Raw genomic sequence first — 18,367 nt, 5'->3', positions numbered from 1 at the left:
TTATTAGCCAACGTAATGTTTAAGCATACTAGGTACATCAAGGATCAATGCAATCCCACCATCAGAAGTAATTGTCGCACCTGCCATTCCTGGCGTGCCTTGTAATAAGGCATCTAAAGGTTTGATAACCACCTCTTCTTGACCAATTAATGAGTCAACAACAAAGCCCACTTGTTTAGTACCTATTTGTACAATCACCACGTGACCTTCTGCTTTACGCTCTTGGCGGTTGGCACCTTTTACTAACCAATGTTGTAAATAGAAAAGCGGAATCGCTTTTTGACGAACTATTATTGTCAGTTGGCCATCAACTACGTTAGTTTTAGTTAAATCAAGGTGGAAAATTTCGCTTACGCCAGCAAGCGGTAGAGCAAAGGTTTGCTCACCTACAACAACCATTAGAGTTGGTAAGATAGCAAGCGTTAATGGCACCTTAATTTCTAGTGCAGTACCTACGCCCAATTCCGACTGGATGTTAACCGAACCATTTAACTGGGTTATTTTAGTTTTAACCACATCCATGCCGACACCGCGCCCTGAAATATCAGAGATCTCTTCTTTCGTTGAGAAACCAGGAGCAAATATTAGGTTGTATGCTTCTGTATCCGACAAACGGCTTGCTTGATCATGATCAATTACACCCTTGCTGATTGCGATTTTTTTCAGCTTATCAGCATCCATACCAGCACCATCATCACGAATGGTAAGCAGAATATGATCACCTTCTTGTGATGCTGAGAGCGTGACTGTACCTGTACGCGGTTTACCTGCAGCTTCACGCACATCTGGCATTTCAATACCATGGTCTACAGAGTTACGCACTAAGTGCACCAATGGATCAGCAAGTGCTTCAACAAGGTTTTTATCTAAATCGGTTTCTTCACCTACTAGCTGCAGATTAATGTCTTTTTTCAAGCTACGAGCTAAGTCACGAACTACGCGTGGGAAACGACCAAATACTTTCTTAATTGGCTGCATCCGGGTTTTCATTACCGCACCTTGTAAGTCTGCGGTTACCACGTCTAGGTTCGAGATGGCTTTACCCATTGACTCACTGTTGCTGTTATTCGCAAGACTTACCAAGCGGTTACGAACCAATACAAGCTCACCAACCATGTTCATGATTTCGTCAAGACGTTTGGTATCAACACGAACCGTTGTTTCTGCCTGTGGAGGCGGAGCCTTTTTCGGTGCCGCTGAAGCTGCTGGCGCTTTTGCAGGAGCTGGAGCAGGTTTACTAGCTGCAGCTGCAGGTTTCGGTGCAGGTGCCGGTTTAGAGGCTGCAGGCTGAGCAGGTTTTGCTGGTTCAGCTTTTGGTGGCTCAGGTGCTTTTTCCGCGGTTGAACTTTCCAATGATTGAGGAGCTGTGCCTTTGCCATGTAACTCGTCAAGAAGTGCCTCAAACTCATCATCACTAATTTCATCGTCTGAATCGCTGCTTGCTGCCTCCGCAGTTGGGGTGGCAGAGGCTGGCTCAATAGAACTTGTAGCTTCAGGCTTGGCAGTATTATCTTGTTTTACTTCCCCAAAATTACCAACACCGTGCAATTCATCTAATAAACTATCAAATTCATCATCGGTAATATCATCACTGTCACTGCTATTTGACTCAGGAGCAGATGCTGCTGGTCCTTGGCCTTTTCCATGCAGCTCATCTAACAAGCTTTCGAATTCATCTTCAGTGATTTCGTCAATATTTTGAGACTCAGCGCTGCTATCAGCAAGACCGCCGCCATCAAATAACATATCGAACGCAAATGGGTCATCTTCATCGATGTTGTCTGTTGCTGTATCTGCTGTGACTTCAGGCGTATCAACAACAACCTCTTCAACTGCTGGTTCTTCAGGTGCAACTGCAACGTCCTCTGCTACAGATAAATCTTCACCTGCAAGCTCTTCTGCAGTAGGCGGCTGACTTAATTTATGAAGGACTTCTAATAGGGCTGGATCTGCAGGCTCTGGTTGTTCGCGATTTTGAATCGTGGCGAACATTTCATTAATAGTATCAAGGGCTTGTAATATTACGTCCATTAACTCAGGCGTAACAGTGCGTACACCTTGGCGTAATAAATCGAAAACATTCTCTGCGCCATGACAAGCATCAACAAGTTCAGTCATACTTAAGAAACCTGCACCACCTTTAACAGTGTGGAAGCCCCTAAAAATGGCGTTTAATAGATCTTTGTCTTCTGGGTTGTTTTCAAGCTCAACTAATTGCTCCGACAATAGCTCTAAGATTTCTCCTGCTTCAACAAGGAAATCCTGTAATATATCTTCATCGACTTCAAAGCTCATGCAGCTACTCTCCTCTTAGAAGCCCAGACTTGATAATAGATCATCGACTTCATCTTGTCCTGAAACAACATCATCGCGAGACTCTTTATCAATAATCGGCCCTTCAGGACCTGCTAGTGTGTCACTTGGTGCAGGTGCTTTTTCTATGGCCTGTTTTTCTTGTTGTTGATGACCATCTTCTTGACTGCCAAACACAGTTAAGAGATTAATTAAACTGTCTTCTACTTCTCGCACTAGTTCAATGACACGACGAATAACTTGTCCAGTTAAATCTTGATAATCCTGCGCCATCAGCACATTGGTCATCAAGCCTTGAAGCTCATCGGTTTTTGTGTGCGAGTTATTCATGAACTTATCTAGGCTATGACATAACGATTTAAATTCACCGAGTTCAATTTCTCGGTTCATTAAACGATCCCAAGTAGGCTTAATTGCAGCAATTTCATCAGCAAGTTGTTGCGCTATCGGTAAACTTGCTTCAACTGCATCCATAGTTTTATTGGCGGCACTTTCTGTCATTTCCATAACATAATTTAAGCGCTGCTTAGCATCTGGGATAGCGTCGGTAGTTAAATCAGCGAGACGAGTATCTAGGTCAAAGTTTTTTAACGCTTCATGAAGTTGACGCGTCAATTTACCGACTTCAGCAAACAACTCTGATTGCTCTTTTGACGCAGCATCAAGAATTAGCTTATCAGCTTTTTCTTGTTCACCATTTTCAAGATACTCAACAAGTTGACGAGCTTGCTCTAAACTTATTTGAGGCGCAGCAAGTGCTGACATAAGCCTCTCCCCTTAGATTAACCTAAACGTTCAAACACTTTTTCCAATTTGGTTTTAAGTGTCGCAGCAGTGAATGGTTTAACGATATAGCCATTAACACCTGCTTGAGCAGCAGCAACAATTTGTTCTTTTTTCGCTTCAGCTGTCACCATTAACACAGGAATATGCTTAAGGCTATCATCAGCACGAATTGCGCGTAACAAATCAATACCTTGCATACCAGGCATGTTCCAATCTGTTACAACAAAATCAAATTCTTGATTTTGTAGCATTGGCAATGCTGTTGAACCGTCGTCAGCTTCCTGCACATTGGTAAAACCTAAATCCCTTAATAGATTTTTAATGATACGTCTCATTGTAGAAAAATCATCAACAACAAGAATTTTCATGTTTTTATCCAAAACATCCTCCGGTGAGGTTTGAACCTTTATTTACTTACTACTAATTAATCCAGTCATTGATTTTTGCTTTGAGCTTAATCATCGCCTGACCATGTATTTGACTCACACGCGACTCGCTAACATCGAGTATGTGTCCTATTTCTTTTAAGTTCATTTCGTCGTTGTAGTACAAAGACAAAACGAGAGCATCTCTTTCTGGTAACGATTGGATAGCCGTTAATAGAGACTGGTTAAACCGCTCATTTTTAACGTTATTAAACGGTTTGTCTAGTCCTAAATCCTGACCTACTGGTGTGATGACATCTTCATCCACGCCTAAGTCTTCAATGCCTAATACTTTACTAGAATTTACATCATGTAGAATATGATGGTACTCATCCAGTGTAATATCAAGTTTTTCAGCTACTTCAGTGTCTTTTGGTTCACGATTTAACGTGCTCTCTAATTCGGCAATGGTTTCTGCCACTAGGCGGGCATTTCGGTGAACTGAACGTGGAGCCCAGTCACCTCGGCGAATTTCATCCAGCATAGCACCACGAATACGAATACCTGCGAAGGTTTCAAAACTAGCACCTTTGCTAGCATCAAAGTTTTTTGACGCTTCAATCAGGCCTATCATGCCTGATTGAATTAAATCATCGAGTTGCACACTGGCAGGTAAACGAGCAATTAGATGGCACGCCACTTTTTTCACTAAAGAGGCATGTTTTTCAACAATCGCATTTAAATTTTGTGCTGATTGATATCCCATCGCTTTATTCACCGATGTTGTCATAGTTAGCCGTTTACTAGTTTTTCAATAAAAAATTCTAAATGGCCAGACGGTTGATTAGGGATCGGCCATTTAACTGCTTTTGTTGCTAATGTTTTAAACGCCACCGCTGCTGGTGAATTCGGGAATAATTCAACGATTACTTTTTGACGGCGCGTAGACTTACGCATGTTCTCGTCATAAGGAATGGTTGCTACTAACTCCATCGAAACATCTAAAAAACGATCCGTTACTTTTGAAAGTTTAGCAAATAATTCTTGCCCTTCACGCAAACTGCGCACCATATTGGCAACAATTTTAAATTTATATACGCCATGCTCACGGCTAAGTACTTTTATAAGTGCGTAAGCATCAGTAATTGAGGTGGGTTCATCACATACAACTACAACAACGTCTTGGGCTGCACGAGAAAAGCTTAATACCATGTCTGAAATACCTGCGGCGGTATCAACAATTAAAATATCAAACTCAGTGTTTAACTCGCTAAATGCACGTATAAGACCTGCATGCTCAGATGGCGATAATTCAACCATACTTTGAGAACCAGACGTTGCTGGTACAATTTTGATTCCTGCAGGGCCTTCGACGAGAATTTCATCAAGCTCACACTCGCCCGACAAAACATGAGATAAGTTACGTTCAACACGAAGGCCAAGCATCACGTCACAGTTTGCCAAACCTAAATCGGCATCTAATACTAATACACGATTTCCTTGCTGGCCTAATGCGATTGCGGTGTTGAGTGAGACGTTGGTTTTACCCACTCCACCTTTACCGCCAGTAACAGCGATAACTTTAACGCCACTATTATTATTTTGATTCATTTTGCGCAGGCCGCTTGCTTGATCTAATACTGTGTTAATCATACATCCCTACTGTGTTCGACGCTACTGCTTGACGTCTTGAATGTTGTGCTTTTGCTCGTTTTAAATACAATTGTTCAGCTTTTTTCACTAGTTTTTCAGCATTCGCTACGCGAATATCCTCAGGAACGCGCTGACCGTTAGTAAGATACCCTATTGGCAGACGATTTTGAATCGCTATGCTAATAATCTCACCTAAACTTAAAGATTCATCCAATTTAGTGAAGATACAGCCACTTAGGTGAACCTTTTTAAAGTGTCTTACGGTTTCTTGCAAAACATTTATCTGCGCTGTAGCACTTAATACTAAATAACTACGAATATCAACGCGCTGATTACGCATTAAGGTGTTTAATTGTTCAGTTAAGCGTAAATCTCGTTGGCTCATACCCGCAGTGTCTATTAATACTAGACGCTTATTACGTAAATGGTATAACACTTCAGCTAATTCATTCGCATCTTTTACTTGCTTTACACCACAACCAATAATACGACCATAAGTAGCCAATTGTTCGTAGGCACCAATTCTGTATGTATCAGTGGTGATCAGTGCAACTTTATCAGCACCATATTTTTGTGCTCCAAGTGCTGCTAATTTCGCAACTGTGGTTGTTTTACCAACGCCCGTTGGACCAACTAGTGCAAAAACTCCACCTTGGCGTAGGATTTCGTTGTTAGTTGTATGCATTTGGTTTTCAACCATTTGCAGCAGCGCTTGCCATGCTTGTTGGCGAGATACATCATCAGGAATAAAACACGCCATTTGCTCAGCAACATCACGCTCAATCCCCATACCAGCTAAACGATCAATCATACAAGCGCGTGTTGGATCACGGCGCGCCATATCTTGTTGCATTAATCCAGATACTTGGTGTTCAAGTAATTGACGAATCGCATTCATTTCTTCGCGCATAGTCGTCATTTCTGATTGATTAGCTGGGGCTGAGTTTTTATGCTCAGCGGGTGAGTCTAAATCATCAAAACCTGCGTCTAAATCGTCATCAAACCCTAGGCTATGAGCTTGAGTTTGTACACGAGGTGCTGCTTGCTGCTGATAACGAGGAGCTTGCTTATATTCAGGCTGTTGCTGCTCAAAGCTTGGTTCTTTTGGTTGATAATGTTCACTCGTATCAATACCAGATTGACTAAACATTGACGCCAGCTCTGGCGAACGAGGGCGTGGGGCTTGACGCTCAAGTAACGCTTGTAGGCTATCAGCAACTTTCGCTTGCGGCTCAGGTTTAGCACGCATTGGCTCAGGCTTAACAAAATTATGCTGTGGTGCAGGTGCTGATTGTGCCACTGCAGGTTTAGCTTCGGCTTTCGGGGCTGCTTTGTCGTAATCAACAGCTGCAACGATTTCAACGCCGTTAGCAAGCTTTTTGTTCGACATAATAACCGCATCAACACCTAACTCATCTTTCACTTCTTTCAGTGCAGTGCGCATATCTTTAGCAAAAAAACGTTTAATTTTCATGGTTCAACCCCTTTACTATCCTATTGTTGGCCTACTGAGCTGACAATCTTAATCTGTCTTTCGTCTGGTACCTCTTGATAAGACATCACCCTTAAACCTGGGATTGTGTACTTAACGAAACGAGATAACACAGTACGTAACATTCCTGACGTTAACAGTATCGAAGGTTCACCGGCCATTTCTTGGTTTTGATGCGCTTCATTCAATGATTGTTGAAGTCGCTCTGCAAGGCTTGGCTCTATTCCGGCACCTTCGTCACCTGCATTCTGAAGTGACTGATGCAACATCTGTTCCAACTCAGGCGCCAAGGTAATGACAGGGATCTCAGAAGACATACCAACAGCGTCTTGAACGATAAGTCTGCGAAGTGAAATTCGCACTGCAGCCGTTAGTACATCAGGGTCTTGGCTACGTGGACCATACTCAACAAGGGTTTGAACAATCGAGCGCATATCGCGAATTGCCACCCCTTCATTGAGTAAGTTTTGTAGCACTTTTACGATAGTAGTAAGTGGTAATACGTCAGGAACCAGTCCTTCAACAAGGCGAGGATGACTCTTCGCTAACATATCTAATAAGTTTTGTACTTCTTCATGACCAAGTAGTAAAGCAGCACTGTTCGTGAGTAACTGACTAATATGAGTTGCAACTACCGTTGCTGAATCAACGACGGTATAGCCAAGTGATTGTGCTTCATCTTTTTGGTCAGGTTTGATCCAAACCGCATCTAATCCAAATGCAGGGTCTTTTGTGGCAACCCCTTTGATTGGACCAAATACTTGGCCTGGATTAATCGCTAGCTCATCACCATGTTTAAGCTCACCCTCACCACTTGAAACACCCATCATAGTGATTCTGTATGCATTAGGGTCAAGTTCTAAGTTATCGCGAATATGCACAGGAGGCACCAAGAAACCAAGCTCCTGAGACAGTTTCTTACGCACACCTTTAATACGATTTAACAGTTCACCACCTTGAGATTGGTCAACGAGTGGAATTAAGCGATAACCTACTTCTAAGCCAATAACATCAACTTGCTGAACGTCATCCCAACCCAGTTCTTTTTGCTCTTGTTTGTTGGCAACCCCTGTACCTGGTGCGCCACCATTTGCTTCTTGCTCGGCTTTTTCAGCTTCTGCTTTCGCTTTTTGTTGTTGTGTGAAATAAGCAAGGTAACCAAGTAAAGCACCTAAGCTTAAAAATGCGATGTGCGGCATACCTGGTACTAGACCCATGATGATCAGAATACCTGATGCAATATAAAGTGACTTTTCGTTACCTAGCTGTGTCTTAACTTGGTCGCCCATATTGTGCGACTCATTCTGACGAGTAACAACGATTGCGGTACCGATAGACAGTAATAGTGAAGGCAGCTGTGCAACTAGACCATCACCAATGGTTAGCAAGGTGTATACTTCCATCGCACGGCTGAAAGATAAGTCATGTTGGATCATACCGACGAATAAACCACCAACGATATTGATCACTAGAATGACGATACCTGCTATTGCATCGCCTTTTACGAACTTACTCGCACCATCCATTGAACCATAGAAGTCGGCTTCACGGGTGACTTCTTCACGGCGTTCACGGGCTTGCTCTGCACTGATAAAACCTGCGTTTAAGTCAGCATCAATCGCCATTTGTTTACCAGGCATTGCGTCAAGAGTAAAGCGAGCTGATACTTCAGAAATACGGCCAGCACCTTTGGTGATAACCACAAAGTTAATAATGATTAAAATAAGGAAGACCACTAAACCAACAGCATAGTTACCGCCGATAACAACCGAGCCAAAGGCCTCGATAACTTTACCAGCTGCATCTCCACCATTATGACCTTCTAGCAATACCACACGGGTACTGGCAACATTCAGCGCTAAGCGCATGATAGTTGCAATCAGTAGAACCGCCGGGAACATACCAAATTCAAGGGGCTTCATGGTATAAACCGTAACCAGTAACACCACGAGTGCTAAAGCAATATTAAACGAAAAAAGAATATCTAAAAGAAACGGAGGCAGAGGTAATATCACCATACCCAGCGCAGCAAGTACCATTAACGGCGTACCGATACCCTTAGCATATTCTTTTTTATCTCTGTTAAGTTGTTGTAATACCGCTTTAAATTCCATAATTCAACAATTTCAAAAAATTGACACTACACGGAATTTGCAATAACTATTCCAAGTTATAAAGGTATTAATTAATATTTGTAAGCATCTGGTATTGGTAGCTTTTTATTGAGCGGAACAGGACGTTTTCCGCGCCCTTTTTGGAAGCGTTTTAACTGGAAAACATAAGCTAGCACTTGCGCTACTGCGGTAAATAGTTGATCAGGTATTTGCTGACCAACATCGGTAGTGTGATACAACGCACGAGTAAGCATTGGCGATTCGACAATTGGCACGTCATTACCCTTTCCCACTTTACGAATTTGCATAGCAAGCTCGTCCACGCCTTTGGCAAGAACAATAGGCGCACCAGCTTTAGCTGTGTCGTATTTTAGTGCAACAGAATAGTGAGTCGGGTTGGTTACAATAACGTCTGCATCAGGAACATCTTGCATCATCCGCCTTTGCGACATTTCCCGCTGGGTTCGACGAATACGCGCTTTAATTTGCGGGTCACCCTCAGAGTTTTTGTATTCGTCTTTCACTTCTTGCAGGGTCATTTTTAGCTCTTTATGGTGTTTATGACTTTGGTAAGGAGCGTCAATGGCGGCAATAATAATTAATGTACAAGTTAGCCCAAGGAACATCCAAGATAAAATTTCAAGCGCATGAATAAAATTACTAGGGGCGCTTTCTTGGCTTAAATGTAGTATTTCATCAAAGAAGGTATTGATTAAAAACACCGCAAAACCGGCAACGACAGCAAACTTTAAAATAGACTTGACCAGCTCTACCCCAGCTTGAGGGCCAAGCATACGTTTTATGCCTTTAGCTGGTGACATTTTACTCGCTTTTGGTGCCGCCGCTTGCCAACTAAAGTTAAATCCTCCTAATAGTGTATTGCCTATAAAAGCTGCAATTACAATAATAAAAACAAACATTGCCATAGGGAATAGTAAAGCATCCGCAACTATTCCCCACACAGAGAACATTTTAGTGGTGTCGTAGGTTTCATTTCGATTAAGACTTAATAAGCGCCCCATGACATTATAAAGTCCCTTACCAATTTCAGGACCATACAATAATAAAGAAATTGCCGAGAAGATAAGCACAAACATAGTGCCTAACTCTTTTGAGCGAGCAACCTGGCCTTTTTTCTTGGCGTCTTCTATTTTTTTTCCTGTGGGTTCTTCGGTTTTTTCTTGACCTGAATCTTCAGCCATGGCGCGCTCCTAAGGTGTACAACCAACTAGGCTGCACATTAACTCAACCATTTTTAACCACTGAAACTCAAATTGAGTCATAAAGTTACCTAGAGTAGCCCAAATAATCACAAGACCAGCCACCAAGGTAAACGGAAAACCTATCGAAAAAATATTTAATTGCGGTGCCGCACGGGTCATTACACCAAATGACATATTAATAACAAGCATCGCCGTCAGTGGCGCTAAAGCAAGCACCAAGGCAGTAGTAAACATCCAACCGCCCCATGTGACGATATCCCAGTAATGATCAACGGACCACCAAGTTCCATCGATTGGTAGTACCTCAAAGCTATGAATGACCATTTGAATCATCATTAAATGACCGTTAAATACGAAGAATAGCAAGGTAGCCAAAATTAAATAGAACTGACCAACCGCGGGGACATTCATGCCGTTAGATGGATCAACAACTGACGCAAAACCAAGACCAGTTTGCATTGCAAGTATTTGCCCAGCTAGTACAAAAGTGTTTAGTAATAGTACTGAAGCAAAGCCTATCGCCACACCAATAAGCATTTGCTGAATAACGACAAGGATCATTTCAAAGGAGAATAGGTTATTGAAGGTCGCTTGTGGCAGCATAGGCACAGCAACAAAGGTAACGACTACCGCTAAACCAAGTTTAATTCGAGTGGGTACATTCTTCGCACCAAGGCCTGCCATAATCATGATCATGGAGCTAATACGCACCAATGGTAGCAAAAAATCGCTGAGCCATTGAATAATGACAGCAAATGGAAATTCCATTTAGCCTGCAATCTCCGGTATCGACATCACTAAACGAGTAAAATAGTCCATAAGCTCTTGAGTGAACCAGTGACCGCCTAAAATTAATGCACTAATTGTAATTAACAAACGGGGTAAAAAGCTTAATGTTTGCTCATTGATGGATGTTGCCGCTTGAAAAACTGCCACCACAAGACCGACTAACAAGCCTGGCACCACAATTGCCGATACCAATTTAATGACTAAAAATAGTGCATCACTCAGAATATCGACAAAAATTTCCGGTTCCATTTTGTCTCTCCTAACTAATTATGTGCCTTGAAGTGCATTGTTACACCCCGAGCCCGAAACTCTTAGCAAGTGTGCCCATAACAAGACCCCAGCCATCAACTAACACGAATAGCATGATCTTAAATGGTAAAGATACAATCATCGGCGAAAGCATCATCATACCCATGGCCATTAATACGGAGGCCACAACCAAATCCACAATCAAAAAGGGAATGAAAAACATAAAACCAATGATAAAGGCCGTTTGCAGTTCACTGGTAACAAAGGCTGGGATTAAAACAATCAGTGGGGTGTCTTCTGGCGAGTCTAATTGCTCATAACCAGCTATTTTCGCAAAGGTCTCTAAATCTTTTATACGAACTTGCGAGAGCATAAAAGCTTTCATTGGCTCTTTGGCAAGCTCAAGTGCTTGTACTGAGGTAACTTGCTCATTCAAGTATGGCTCAATAGCGCGCTCATTCACCTGCTGATAAATTGGCGCCATAATAAAAATACTTAAAAACAGCGACATACCTAACAAAATCTGATTCGATGGCGTCTGTTGTAAGCCTATTGCTTGGCGTAATATCGCCAAAACCACAATAATCCGTGTAAATGAGGTCATCATAATCACTGCCGCTGGAATGAAGCTCAGCGCAGTCATGATCGCTAACACTTGTAGCGTCACAGAGTAATCTTGAGAACCATCAGGGTTAGTGGTAATAGTCAGGGCTTCTATACCCTCAGCGTTAACCGACGGCAAAAACAGCAAACTTGCTAAAATAAGTATCCACTTGATCATAGCGTTAATTCTTTTTATTTGAAGGTGATTGTGGGTTCAGTAGCTTACCAAACTTCTTGGCAAGTTCTGGGAGTTCTTTTTCTTGTAAAGGTGTCTCTAGCTTATGCAAGTAATTAATACTATGCGGGGTAACACCAATTAAGTGTTGAGCGTTATCAATTTCAATAACCATCAAACGTTCACGGGAGCCTAAGGGCAAGCTACGCACTACTTTAAACTCATCACTGTTGGCAAGGTTTGGGTTTAATTTTTTTACCAAAAAAGCCAAGGCAATAATAACCACAAGCACTAAAAGCAAAGACATCACCATAGACAATAAATCTGCCGTTGGTGATGCCGTGGGAAATACAGTGCTCGACGCACTTGTTAAAACAACTAAAGCATTCATCGTAACTTTTTAATACGTTCAACTTGGCTAATAACGTCAGTTAAACGAATACCGAACTTATCATTTACTACGACTACTTCACCATGCGCAATCAGGGTGCCATTAACCAATACATCAAGTGGCTCACCAGCTACTCGATCTAGTTCGACCACTGAACCTTGGTTGAGCTGTAATAGATTACGAATGTTGATTTTTGAACGACCCACTTCCATCGAAATAGTAACAGGAATGTCCAAGATAGTATCAAGTTTACGTTTTTCGTCGCCAGACAGCTCATGTCTTTCATCTTTTAGTTCATCAAGTTCAGCCACAGCCGCATCACCTGAACCACCTTCGGCTTCTTCAGCTTCGGCCAATGCCGCAGCCCATTCGTCCATTGTATCTTGATCATCACTCATTATGTTTAACCTTATAAATCGACTACCAGTCTAAATCCACACCTTCTGATAGATGTAGATCTTCTTCTAGTTCTGCTAATTCTGCATCTGAATCCAGTTTTTTGCCACCTTTTGTGAACACATGTAGTTCTGACTTAACTGATTCAGGGCGTTTAATTTTTTCGCTAATTTGTAGTGCAACATTGTCACGAGAACGACCCATTTTTGCTCTAAAGGTCGGCAATTCTTCTACAAAGACGGTGATATGTTCTGGCATTTCCACAGGGATAATATCGCCAGCTTTAAGCTCCATGATTTGTTGTAGTGTTAAATCGACCTCAAGTAATTGAGTCGACAAATCCACTTCAACATCCATGATCTCATCACGCAATGCTTTACTCCAACGTAGGTCAGTGTCTTCGGTGTCTGATTGCACACCGGCATCGAGTAATTCACGAATAGGCTCAAGCATAGAGTACGGCAGTGCAATATGGAAATCACCACCACCACCATCTAGCTCAATATGGAAAGAGCTAATAACAACGACTTCAGTTGGACTTACGATGTTAGCCATCGCAGGGTTAACTTCTGAGTCAAGGTACTCAAAAGATACATCCATTACCGGTGCCCATGCTTCTTTATAATCTTCAAAGATAATTTTAAGCAGCATTTGAACGATACGACGCTCTGTAGGGGTAAATTCTCGGCCTTCAATTTTTGCATGATAGCGACCATCTCCACCAAAAAAGTTATCCACTAAAATGAATACTAATCGGGCTTCCATGGTAATTAGGCCTGTGCCCTTCAAAGGACGAAAACGTACCATGTTCAAACTGGTTGGCACGAATAAGGTGTGAATATATTCGCCAAATTTAATCATTTGCACGCCGTTAATCGACACCTCTGCGGTGCGGCGCATCATGTTAAATAAGCTAATTCGCATATGACGGGCAAAACGTTCATTCACGATCTCCAGGGTCGGCATACGACCACGGACAATACGATCTTGTGATGAGAAGTCATACTGTAAGGTATTACTGTCTAAGTCATCACCTTCGTGAATATCTTCCTCTTCGACTTCGTCGACGCCATGTAAGAGCGCATCAATTTCGTCTTGAGATAATAAATCGCTCACGCTGACCCCTTATTGCATCACAAAGCCGGTAAATAATACCCGCTCTATCACTTTGCTACCTTCAACATCACTTAATGCTGATTGTACTTTTTCAAGTGCAGCGACACGCACTGACTCTTTACCTTCGCTAGTACCTAATTCATCTGCGGTCGTTGTTGAAAGAACGCCAAGTAAGGTACTTTCGATAAGTGGAATGTGTTTTTTGGCAGTTTCTTCGTTTACTTCACCGCGCACTAGTAGCTGAACTTTTATCTGTACGATACGGTCTCGACTAGCACCGGGCACATTAAATACAAATGGACGTGGCATTGCGACATATAAAGCCGAACCAATTTGTGCGGAGCTCGATGGTGCAGCGGACTCAGTCACTGTGGTTTCATCTGCTAGGCTTTCTTCAGGGGCATCATCGCCCATAAATAAAAAGTACCCTGCAGCTGCACCAACTATCAACACTACAGCAGCAATGATGATTATTAGTTTCTTTTTGCCTTTACCCGTATCTTCTATTTCTAAATTTGCTTCTTCGGCCATTGTCACTTCCCTCAAAGTTACAGCAATCTGTTCATCAGGCTGTAACTATTTTATTTCTTATAATAGCAGGACTTATGCATAGTAATCTATTGATGATGAAGATTGTTGTCGAGAAGTTTCTGAGCTTTGCGCTGTTACTTCTTGTTGCTGCTCTTGTGTTTGTTGTTTTCCAGCGAACTGCCCTTGCCCTGACTGCTCTTGTTGTTGCTCAGGGTTACCCTGCTGAATACTACTCTCACCAAGTTCAATACCTTGCTGCGCTAGCATCTCTCGTAAACGTGGCATTGACTGCTCTAAAGCTTCTTTTGCTTGCTGATTTTGTACAACAAAATTAATTTGAGCTTGCTCTGCATCGCTACGTATACGAATTTGCATACTGCCCATTTCTGGCGGGTCTAAGCGAATTTCAGCTTCTTTATTATTGATATTTAATAATGCACTAACACGCTCTTGAAGCATTTTTGCTGCATCACTTTTTATAATGTTAATCGCTTGCATTACTCCAGGGTCAAGGGCCACTGATTTAGATTGAGCCTGGGTTTGTGCTGTTGTTTGCGTATGCATTGTTTGTACTTCAAGCGCTTGCTCGTATTGTTGATGAGCCATTTCATAAGCACCTGGTTGTACTGTTGCATTTGCTTGAGCCGTAATCTGAGTAAATAACTGAGCTACGCGCGGGGTAACAGCTTCTTGTGTGCGTTCGGTATTGAGTTTTGTATCCAGTTCTGTTGTGACGTCATCACCAATCATTGCTTTGCTTGCATCAGCTGTAACTTGCGCTGAGCTATTTTGTTTCGCCTTGCTATGTTCAGCTGTGACTGTTGCTGCGGGAACAGGCATTGCTGTGGCTGTATTTACTTTGGCTGGAGCATTAATAGCCTCTGTGAGCAAGGTTTGTGCCGCAGAGAGCTTTTCGTACTGAGCAGTGCCCGGCGTTAACGTTTGCAGTTGAGTATTCACTTTATTTAAAAGCGCTTGCTGTTCATCCTTAGTCAACGCCGTGATTTGCTTTTCGACGCCTGTAGGTAACTTGTTATCTAGAGCCTTATTGTCAGCTAATTTAGTATCTTGTTTTGCCTGATTTTCATTAGCAATGTCTTGTTCTACAGCAAATTGTGATACAGGGCTTTGTGCTGCTGACTTGCTATTGCTTAATTCAGACAATAGCGACTTGATTGTTGCCACCTCATCAGCGCTGAGTTTATTATCAGCTTTCAGTTGATTTATTTGTTGCTCAAGTTGCTTTTGCTGTTCAGAGGTTAGCGACAAACCTTTAGCGAACTCACTCACAGCCTCTCCATCACCACTTTGTACCTTAGCGAATAGGCCAACAATTGAGTTATCTGTCACTTTCTTGTCGATGATGCTTGCTGCAGATTTATCAACGTGGCTTTGAGTTTGTTTTGAACTAACTTCGCTCGTTTTACCTTCTAAATCCGCAGTCTGCTGTTTTTGAGTAGATTTCAACAGAGCATCTAATTCAACATCAGCCTTTTTACCGCCTGTTTGTTCAGTTGCATTATTAAGATTACTTACCTGAGGTTTTGTATCAGGGGTATTAACAGCTGAAACACCCTGCTTTCCTTTATCGGTTAATGGGCTGTCAATAACTGGGGTTATGCTATCTTTTGGTGGTAAATCACCCATCGCTTTTAGCTGGCTATCTACCGCAGTCGCAACTTTAGACTTATGTAATAAGCTTGCTATTGAATTATCGCCTTCCGCGTCGGCTTTTGAATCATCGGTTTGTGCAACGTCTGTCATCGGTGAAGGTATAACAGGTGTAATGGTATCGATTGGGGATGGTTTTTTATCAACAACTACAGGGCTAACATCATTATTTTCAATCAATTTATTAACACGCGTACTCATAGCTTGAGCCGCATTAATTTGCGAAAGCAGTGAGTTTTCCTCATCTTCTACAAGAGCAAGTTCATCGCTTTGTTCTTTAGTTACAGCTTCATTACGAACATCTGGACTTGTTTTAGATTGCTGTTCTGAAGAGGTGGTAGCAGTTGCAGCTTTAGCATCAGCAGCTGTGCTTTCATCACCAGGTTTAGCACCTGATTTAGGCTCTTCAGAAGTACTGATAGCTTTAGTTTCATCAACTGAGTCAGCACCTGCATCACTTTTTGCTTGCGCGTTTGCCGCTTCACTTGCTTGTGTTAGTGAAGTTAAAAAACTTAAGCCCGATGCTTTGTCGCTAGACTCTGATTCTTTGCCTGAAAAACCAGTACCTTGCTCAGTTTTAACCTGCAAATTGATATCACTGATCGCCATAATTCACCTAAAACTAAAGAGGCAATTTGCCGCCGCAAGTGCCAAAATTAATGCTACTGGTTAGGTAAATGCAATTAACATGCCTAAAAAAGGTCGTATTTTAGAGAAGTGCGTTTTTAAGTTGACGTTGATAAAACTGATTTGAAGCGAACTCATCCAGCATTTTTTGCTCCGCTTTAGCCACTTGCATCGCTTGTTTTTCAGCTTGCTTTTCGATTAACTTCGCAACTGCTTTAGCTTTCACTTGCTGTTTTAACCACAGTGCTTTTCGCTGCGTAACAACTTGCTTTGCGGTATTCACAGTGCTTGCTTGCTGACGTATCGCTTCTTCAATTTTTGCGATAAAGGCATGATATTGACTAAACCCGGCACTAGACAAACCAGAGCGACCTTTCAAATGTAACTGCTGAGAATACTCCATGCGAAAGTTATTCAGCCCTTGCAGTTTTTGTTGGTTACTTTGTAAGTGCTGCTGCGCTTTTAAGTAATCCATGCGTAGAGACTCTTCTTTATCGCTCTCAAGCTTTAACAATAAATCAAGTTTACTTTTTGCCATTAACCTTGTCCTAATAACTGCGCAAGACCTTGTAGACCATCATCATAACTGATCACATCTTTCATGCCTTGCTGAAGGAATTGATTCACACGTGGCATCATATTAATTGCTTGGTCAAGCATAGGGTCGGTGCCTTTTTGATACGCACCGAGTGTGATCATATCTTTGTTCTGTTGATACATTGAATACACTTGTTTTAGCACGCGAGCTTGTTGCATATGCGCTTCAGATACAACCTGTGGCATAACACGAGAAATCGATTTTTCAATATCAATAGCAGGATAATGACCACTGTCGGCTAAATCTCGAGATAAAACAATGTGGCCGTCTAAAATAGCACGGGCAGAGTCAGCAATTGGGTCTTGCATATCATCCCCTTCACTAAGCACAGTGAAAAACGCGGTGATCGCACCTTGCCCTTCACCACCATTACCGGCACGCTCCACCAGCGCAGGCAGTTTAGCAAATACTGAAGGCGGATAACCCTTCGTAGCTGGAGGCTCACCAACCGCTAAGGCAATTTCACGTTGCGCCATGGCATAACGGGTAACAGAGTCAAGTAATAACAACACGTTAAGACCTTGATCACGAAAATATTCAGCAATGGTCACTGCACTTTCACAACCTTTTAAACGCATTAATGGCGAGGCATCGGCTGGAGCGGCAACTACCACCGAGCGCTTGCGACCTTCAACACCTAAAATTTCTTCAATGAACTCTTTTACCTCACGACCACGTTCCCCCACAAGGCCAACAACGATTACATCAGCTTCAGAGCCGCGAGTCATCATACCTAGTAGCACTGATTTACCGACACCTGAGCCTGCAAACAGACCCATACGCTGGCCTTGACCTACAGTAATAACGGAGTTGATGGCTCGAACACCTACATCCATAGGCTGACTAATAGGACGTCTTGCCAGCGGGTTTATTGGACTTTGTGCAAACTTTAGATGATGCTCAGCATTTATGGCACCTAAGCCATCAAGCGGCCGACCGAGACCATCCACCACTCGGCCAAGTAAGCTCATTCCTACAGGCAACCCTGTTTCGTTTACTTTTGGAATAACTCGCGCACCTGGCAGTACACCAGAGATATGATCATTCGGCATCAAGTAAAGTGTTTGGTCATTAAAACCAACCACTTCAGCATCAACAAATCCATTGATGGTCTCAATTTTACATTGACTGCCAACCGGTGCTCTAAGCCCTTTTGCTTCAAGTGTTAAACCAACGACACGCGTCAGAATACCAGCAACAGCAGGTTTGGGAGCCTTGATATGTTTTTCATAGCGCTGTAAGCGTTCGCTTAGAGTCATAGATTGAGCACTCATA

Annotated in this window: 18 protein-coding genes; all 18 read right to left on the bottom strand. The window is 42.4% G+C overall.

Annotated features, from left to right (window positions below; genetic code table 11):
- Positions 1-3: 3 nt before the first annotated feature.
- The 18 genes from HYD28_07270 to fliI all read right to left on the bottom strand — a co-directional run bounded on the left by HYD28_07270 (position 4) and on the right by fliI (position 18,366).
- On the bottom strand, positions 4-2,295 hold the full coding sequence (locus HYD28_07270) for a chemotaxis protein CheA (GenBank protein ID QLE08785.1): 2,292 nt from the start codon (positions 2,293-2,295) through the stop codon (positions 4-6).
- 15 nt (positions 2,296-2,310) lie between these two features.
- Positions 2,311-3,078 carry a protein phosphatase CheZ gene (locus tag HYD28_07265; GenBank protein ID QLE08784.1) on the bottom strand — a complete coding sequence of 256 codons (768 nt, stop codon included), beginning with the start codon at positions 3,076-3,078 and terminating at the stop codon, positions 2,311-2,313.
- A 17-nt stretch (positions 3,079-3,095) separates the two neighbouring features.
- A complete protein-coding gene (cheY, locus tag HYD28_07260; protein QLE08783.1) occupies positions 3,096-3,479 on the bottom strand; it encodes a chemotaxis response regulator CheY in 384 nt (127 codons plus the stop codon).
- A 40-nt stretch (positions 3,480-3,519) separates the two neighbouring features.
- Positions 3,520-4,230 carry an RNA polymerase sigma factor FliA gene (locus tag HYD28_07255; protein ID QLE10509.1) on the bottom strand — a complete coding sequence of 237 codons (711 nt, stop codon included), beginning with the start codon at positions 4,228-4,230 and terminating at the stop codon, positions 3,520-3,522.
- A gap of 26 nt (positions 4,231-4,256) precedes the next feature.
- Entirely contained in the window at positions 4,257-5,117 is an 861-nt protein-coding gene (locus HYD28_07250; GenBank protein QLE08782.1) for a MinD/ParA family protein, read from the bottom strand.
- On the bottom strand, positions 5,110-6,591 hold the full coding sequence (gene flhF / locus HYD28_07245) for a flagellar biosynthesis protein FlhF (GenBank protein QLE08781.1): 1,482 nt from the start codon (positions 6,589-6,591) through the stop codon (positions 5,110-5,112). The genes HYD28_07250 and flhF overlap by 8 nt, the downstream gene beginning before the upstream one ends.
- 20 nt (positions 6,592-6,611) lie before the next feature.
- Positions 6,612-8,723, bottom strand: a complete 2,112-nt coding sequence (flhA, locus tag HYD28_07240; GenBank protein QLE08780.1) for a flagellar biosynthesis protein FlhA — start codon at positions 8,721-8,723, stop codon at positions 6,612-6,614.
- 71 nt (positions 8,724-8,794) lie between these two features.
- The gene (gene flhB / locus HYD28_07235; protein ID QLE08779.1) at positions 8,795-9,925 is read right to left on the bottom strand and encodes a flagellar biosynthesis protein FlhB; all 1,131 of its coding nucleotides are present in this window, start codon (positions 9,923-9,925) and stop codon (positions 8,795-8,797) included.
- Positions 9,926-9,934: 9 nt separating this feature from the next.
- Positions 9,935-10,714: a flagellar type III secretion system protein FliR gene (gene fliR, locus HYD28_07230; protein QLE08778.1), complete on the bottom strand. Its 780-nt coding sequence runs from the start codon at positions 10,712-10,714 to the stop codon at positions 9,935-9,937.
- Positions 10,715-10,984: a flagellar biosynthesis protein FliQ gene (gene fliQ / locus HYD28_07225; GenBank protein ID QLE08777.1), complete on the bottom strand. Its 270-nt coding sequence runs from the start codon at positions 10,982-10,984 to the stop codon at positions 10,715-10,717.
- A 40-nt stretch (positions 10,985-11,024) separates the two neighbouring features.
- A complete protein-coding gene (fliP, locus tag HYD28_07220; GenBank protein ID QLE08776.1) occupies positions 11,025-11,765 on the bottom strand; it encodes a flagellar type III secretion system pore protein FliP in 741 nt (246 codons plus the stop codon).
- A 4-nt stretch (positions 11,766-11,769) separates the two neighbouring features.
- Positions 11,770-12,153, bottom strand: a complete 384-nt coding sequence (gene fliO / locus HYD28_07215) for a flagellar biosynthetic protein FliO (GenBank protein QLE08775.1) — start codon at positions 12,151-12,153, stop codon at positions 11,770-11,772.
- Positions 12,150-12,551, bottom strand: a complete 402-nt coding sequence (gene fliN, locus HYD28_07210; protein QLE08774.1) for a flagellar motor switch protein FliN — start codon at positions 12,549-12,551, stop codon at positions 12,150-12,152. Before fliN ends, fliO begins: the two co-directional genes overlap by 4 nt.
- Positions 12,552-12,573: 22 nt before the next feature.
- On the bottom strand, positions 12,574-13,665 hold the full coding sequence (gene fliM / locus HYD28_07205; protein QLE08773.1) for a flagellar motor switch protein FliM: 1,092 nt from the start codon (positions 13,663-13,665) through the stop codon (positions 12,574-12,576).
- Positions 13,666-13,674: 9 nt separating this feature from the next.
- A complete protein-coding gene (gene fliL / locus HYD28_07200; protein QLE08772.1) occupies positions 13,675-14,196 on the bottom strand; it encodes a flagellar basal body-associated protein FliL in 522 nt (173 codons plus the stop codon).
- 72 nt (positions 14,197-14,268) lie between these two features.
- Complete coding sequence (locus HYD28_07195) at positions 14,269-16,476, bottom strand: flagellar hook-length control protein FliK (GenBank protein QLE08771.1); 2,208 nt, start codon at positions 16,474-16,476, stop codon at positions 14,269-14,271.
- A 100-nt stretch (positions 16,477-16,576) separates the two neighbouring features.
- Entirely contained in the window at positions 16,577-17,032 is a 456-nt protein-coding gene (gene fliJ / locus HYD28_07190) for a flagellar export protein FliJ (GenBank protein QLE08770.1), read from the bottom strand.
- Positions 17,032-18,366 (bottom strand): flagellar protein export ATPase FliI, encoded by a 1,335-nt coding sequence (gene fliI / locus HYD28_07185; protein QLE08769.1) that lies wholly within the window; start codon positions 18,364-18,366, stop codon positions 17,032-17,034. The genes fliJ and fliI overlap by 1 nt, the downstream gene beginning before the upstream one ends.
- Between the last annotated feature and the right edge of the window lies 1 nt (position 18,367).

It is taken from the genome of Pseudoalteromonas shioyasakiensis (assembly GCA_013391845.1).
Lineage (GTDB): Bacteria > Pseudomonadota > Gammaproteobacteria > Enterobacterales > Alteromonadaceae > Pseudoalteromonas > Pseudoalteromonas apostichopi.
The sequence above is the reverse complement of the archived record's forward strand: the minus strand, read 5'-3'. Positions and strand labels throughout refer to the sequence as shown.

Bases quoted from the DNA above. Each gene is read 5' to 3' on its own strand.
- HYD28_07270 (QLE08785.1), bottom strand. From the start codon at position 2,295: ATGAGCTTTGAAGTCGATGAAGATATATTACAGGATTTCCTTGTTGAA.
- HYD28_07265 (QLE08784.1), bottom strand. From the start codon at position 3,078: ATGTCAGCACTTGCTGCGCCTCAAATAAGTTTAGAGCAAGCTCGTCAA.
- HYD28_07255 (QLE10509.1), bottom strand. From the start codon at position 4,230: ATGGGATATCAATCAGCACAAAATTTAAATGCGATTGTTGAAAAACAT.
- HYD28_07250 (QLE08782.1), bottom strand. From the start codon at position 5,117: ATGATTAACACAGTATTAGATCAAGCAAGCGGCCTGCGCAAAATGAAT.
- flhF (QLE08781.1), bottom strand. From the start codon at position 6,591: ATGAAAATTAAACGTTTTTTTGCTAAAGATATGCGCACTGCACTGAAA.
- flhA (QLE08780.1), bottom strand. From the start codon at position 8,723: ATGGAATTTAAAGCGGTATTACAACAACTTAACAGAGATAAAAAAGAA.
- flhB (QLE08779.1), bottom strand. From the start codon at position 9,925: ATGGCTGAAGATTCAGGTCAAGAAAAAACCGAAGAACCCACAGGAAAA.
- fliR (QLE08778.1), bottom strand. From the start codon at position 10,714: ATGGAATTTCCATTTGCTGTCATTATTCAATGGCTCAGCGATTTTTTG.
- fliQ (QLE08777.1), bottom strand. From the start codon at position 10,984: ATGGAACCGGAAATTTTTGTCGATATTCTGAGTGATGCACTATTTTTA.
- fliP (QLE08776.1), bottom strand. From the start codon at position 11,765: ATGATCAAGTGGATACTTATTTTAGCAAGTTTGCTGTTTTTGCCGTCG.
- fliO (QLE08775.1), bottom strand. From the start codon at position 12,153: ATGAATGCTTTAGTTGTTTTAACAAGTGCGTCGAGCACTGTATTTCCC.
- fliN (QLE08774.1), bottom strand. From the start codon at position 12,551: ATGAGTGATGATCAAGATACAATGGACGAATGGGCTGCGGCATTGGCC.
- fliL (QLE08772.1), bottom strand. From the start codon at position 14,196: ATGGCCGAAGAAGCAAATTTAGAAATAGAAGATACGGGTAAAGGCAAA.
- HYD28_07195 (QLE08771.1), bottom strand. From the start codon at position 16,476: ATGGCGATCAGTGATATCAATTTGCAGGTTAAAACTGAGCAAGGTACT.
- fliJ (QLE08770.1), bottom strand. From the start codon at position 17,032: ATGGCAAAAAGTAAACTTGATTTATTGTTAAAGCTTGAGAGCGATAAA.
- fliI (QLE08769.1), bottom strand. From the start codon at position 18,366: ATGAGTGCTCAATCTATGACTCTAAGCGAACGCTTACAGCGCTATGAA.